This window comes from Planktosalinus sp. (genome assembly GCF_059864935.1).
The window spans coordinates 1-3,975 of record NZ_JCBCCK010000349.1 but is presented as its reverse complement, the minus strand read 5'-3'; the positions used below and the strand labels follow the sequence as shown (position 1 = coordinate 3,975).

The window sequence follows — 3,975 nt, the reverse complement described above, 5'->3', positions numbered from 1 at the left end:
GGAGTGTGATTTGGTGTGGAGCCTTGAGCTTGCTATCCATCCATTGGCGAACAATAATAGACTGATAAGCACCAGTGCATTGATTTTAAAATGAATGCTCAACGCAATCAAAAACATAGTTACCCCGGAAATGCCTATCATGTGCAGGCTCACTTTAAATTTTGAAGTCACTAAAACAAACGCTGTGATCAATGAAAAGAGTATGCCCACAAAAAAGGAATACAACTCAGGGTACATATTGGGTTGAAATACCATTTTAAGGACGAGAATTACCAAAAAGCATTGCAGAATTATCGGAATTTTCCTTTCCTTCACGGTTTTCAGGTGAATGGTCTGTATAACGCCTAATGTTTTCAATAGAAAAAAAAGTAAAAAGGGAATCAAAACCGTGAGAATAAAAATCACGATTAATTTTGAATACATCAATTCCGGTAGCACAAAACGGGGGGTAATCCTAAAATAAAGCGCGACGCCCAGTAAAGGCATTAAAAGTGGATGAAAAATCCAGGCGGCTATTTTCAGGAAGTAGTTCATTAAATTTCCTTTCGCATTCGAGCCACAGGAATATCAAGTTGCTCACGGTACTTGGCAACTGTGCGCCGGGCAATGGGATAGCCTTTTTCTTTGAGAATCTTTGCTAGTTTATCATCGGTCATAGGCTTTTTCTTGTTTTCTTCAGCAATGGTGATTTCAAGGATTTTTTTGATTTCCCGGGTGGAAACGTCTTCGCCCTGATCGTTTTTCATTGATTCAGAGAAAAATTCCTTGATTAATTTAGTGCCATATGGTGTATCCACATATTTGCTGTTGGCCACTCTTGAAACCGTAGAAACATCCATCCCGATTTCATCAGCGATGTCTTTTAAAATCATGGGCCTGAGTTTGCGCTCATCACCGGTAAGGAAATACTCTTCCTGATAATGCATAATGGAGTTCATGGTGACATACAGCGTTTGTTGTCGCTGGCGAATGGCATCAATAAACCATTTTGCCCCATCAAGCTTTTGCTTGATAAACTGAACGGCTTCTTTCTGCGATTTTGATTTTTCGTTGGCTTCCTTATAACCCTGAAGCATATTGGTGTATTCTCTGGAAACATGTAGTTCGGGGGCATTTCTTCCGTTTAAGGTCAGGTCAAGCGCACCGTCCACTATACGGATGGTAAAATCAGGAACGATGTGTTCAATCATTCGGGTGTTTCCGGAATAGGCACCCCCTGGTTTTGGGTTGAGGTGTTCAATTTCATTGATGGCAGCCCTTAACTCATCAGGAGAGACTTCAAACTTCAGCATCAACTTGTCATAATGTTTTTTGGAAAAAGCATCAAAGCCATCTTCCAATATACGAAGTGCGAGTTCAACAGAAGCTGTTGGGGTTTTTCGCTCCATTTGAAGGATCAGGCATTCCTGTAAATTTCGGGCACCAACTCCTGCCGGATCCAGTTCCTGAACCTCGAGAAGCACTTTTTCAATGGCTTCTTCGGTGGTGTAAATGTTTTGTGTAAATGCCAGATCGTCAAGAATATCTTTCACCGGTCTTCTTAAATAACCACTTTCATCGAGGCTTCCCACTAGAAAAGCTGCAATTTCTTGTTCCTCCTCAGTGAGTTGAACCGTATTTAGTTGTGATTGTAAATATTCTGAAAATGAAATTCCCGAAGCGAACGGCACATGCTTATCTTCATCATCGGCACTGTAATTATTGGCCTGAAGTTTATAATCGGGGACGTCGTCGTCGCTTAAGTATTCATCAATGTTGATATCCTCGGCATCGATGTGCTCGTTGTCGTCGTCATACTCTTCATTGTTAAAGTCGTCATCAATGTCTTCGATTTCATCTTTGCCACCTTCCAATGCAGGATTTTCCTCCATTTCCTGAGCCACGCGTTGCTCAAACTGCTGTGTGGGCAATTGAATGAGCTTCATCAACTGGATTTGTTGTGGAGAAAGCTTTTGCGAAAGTTTAAACTGTAAAAATTGTTTCAGCATAATGATACCTTAATAGCAATTCTTAAATTACAAGGGTTTGTGATAAAAAGCAAGTATTTTATTCTGATGTTTTAACCCATCTTTTTTGTATCAAATAAAACGCAATTGCACCGATAATATACAAAACGGCGTCTATGGGGTCTGCCGTATATCGGGTATTTATTTTAGGTAAAAACCACTCAAAATAGACTATGTAATACAGTGTAATACTTGCTATAACAAATATAGGGATTGTTAGGCTATAGTTTTTCTTAATTAATTGTAAAACTACAAGGCAAAGCGTCAAAACAACTGGCATACATAATAAATTGTTTAGGTAGTTATTGATTATGGAAGGTAAGGCAACATGCAGTTGTTGCAGGATATAAACTGCAGTTGCAGTGGCAAAAATCAGCCAGGCTAAAGGTTTTCTTAGAAAAATCATGCGGCTACAGCGGCAAACAACCAAGCGATAAAAGCACCAACGGCCATAACAATAAACCAGATGCCATAAAGGAGTTGAAAAAACAGCCTTATTAAAATATTTTTGTGATTGCGGTTATGCTCGATAAAAAGCTCAAATTTGCCCTTTACACGGTTGCGTTCCTTTTCTTCCCGTTCATCAAGCCTTTTTTGGTCACTCTTTTCCCGTTTAAGCTTTGGATTTATTAATGCTCCGCAATTTTCACAGTAATCCTTGTTGGTATTGAAAGTACCACAATTGCTGCATTTTATTTTGCTTTTAAAGGCCAAATAGTTTTAATTGATTTAACAAGTTATAAGTAAACGACAAAAATAAGAACTGTTTTTAGCGTTCCTTTCATTACTAAGTAAAAAAGCATAACCATTAAGAAAGTTAAGTAATTAAGAGGCATTAAGGTAAAACTTAATGTTCCTTGATACCTTAATGGTAAAAAAGTACTGCTTCAACAACTATATTTAAAACAGAATCTATTGAGGTTTATATGGATTCACTTTTATTTTCCCGCTAAGGCGCAGACCTGCCTGCCGGCAAAGGCAAGGTCACAAAGTTAGGCCTCTTTTTGAAATTTAAAACTCAGCATTGAGTGGTGTTCTTGGGTAAGGAATCACGTCTCTAACATTGGTCATACCTGTTACAAAAAGCACCAGTCGCTCAAACCCCAAACCAAAACCACTGTGAATACAAGTTCCAAATTTTCTGGTTTCCAGGTACCACCACAGCTCTTCCTCGTCTATGCCCATATCGGCAATTTTTTGTTTCAGGACATCATAACGCTCTTCACGTTGCGAACCACCAACAATTTCTCCAATTCCCGGGAAAAGGATGTCCATGGCCCTTACGGTTTTCTTGTCTTCGTTTAAGCGCATATAAAACGCCTTGATTTTTGCCGGATAATCAAATAGAATCACCGGGCATTTAAAGTGTTTTTCAACCAGAAAACGCTCGTGCTCGCTTTGCAGGTCGGCACCCCATTCTTCAATAAGGTATTTAAATTGTTTTTTCTTATTGGGTTTTGAAGCTTTTAAAATATCAATGGCTTCGGTATAGCTCACACGCTTGAAGTTGTTCTCCAAAATGAACTGCAATTTTTCTAAAAGCGGCATTGGGCTGCGTTCGGCTTCGGGTTTGGTTTTGTCTTCTTCAATCTGACGATTTTGAAGAAAAGCCATATCGTCTTTGCAATGATTCATTACATACTTGATGATATATTTGATGAAATCTTCAGCTAAGTCCATATTGGCTGCCAAATCGTTGAATGCTACCTCTGGTTCAATCATCCAGAATTCTGCCAAGTGTCTTGATGTGTTTGAATTTTCAGCCCTAAATGTAGGTCCAAAGGTATATACTTGTCCCAGACCCATTGCATAAGTTTCGGCCTCAAGCTGACCGCTAACGGTCAAATTGGTTTCTTTGCCGAAAAAGTCCTCTTTAAAATTGATGCTTCCGTCTTCGTTTTTTGGAGGGTTGTGCAAATCAAGTGTGCTTACGCGAAACATTTCACCGGCTCCTTCAGCATCACTTCCT

Annotated in this window: 4 protein-coding genes; all 4 read right to left on the bottom strand. The window is 39.3% G+C overall.

Annotated features, from left to right (window positions below; all coding sequences use genetic code 11):
- Nucleotides 1–534 (bottom strand): hypothetical protein (locus tag AC6F75_RS11110; protein WP_500715088.1); only part of this gene is annotated, 534 nt, incomplete at its 3' end.
- Nucleotides 534–1,988 carry an RNA polymerase factor sigma-54 gene (gene rpoN, locus AC6F75_RS11105; protein ID WP_500715087.1) on the bottom strand — a complete coding sequence of 485 codons (1,455 nt, stop codon included), beginning with the start codon at nucleotides 1,986–1,988 and terminating at the stop codon, nucleotides 534–536. The genes rpoN and AC6F75_RS11110, both read right to left, overlap by 1 nt.
- 420 nt (nucleotides 1,989–2,408) lie before the next feature.
- Nucleotides 2,409–2,720 (bottom strand): hypothetical protein, encoded by a 312-nt coding sequence (locus AC6F75_RS11100; RefSeq protein ID WP_500715086.1) that lies wholly within the window; start codon nucleotides 2,718–2,720, stop codon nucleotides 2,409–2,411.
- 297 nt (nucleotides 2,721–3,017) lie between these two features.
- The coding region (gene asnS, locus AC6F75_RS11095; protein ID WP_500715085.1) for an asparagine--tRNA ligase at nucleotides 3,018–3,975 on the bottom strand (958 nt) is incomplete at its 5' end.

What these genes read in the sequence shown, in the direction of transcription:
- rpoN (WP_500715087.1), bottom strand. Translation starts at nt 1,988, where the DNA reads ATGCTGAAACAATTTTTACAGTTTAAACTTTCGCAAAAGCTTTCTCCA.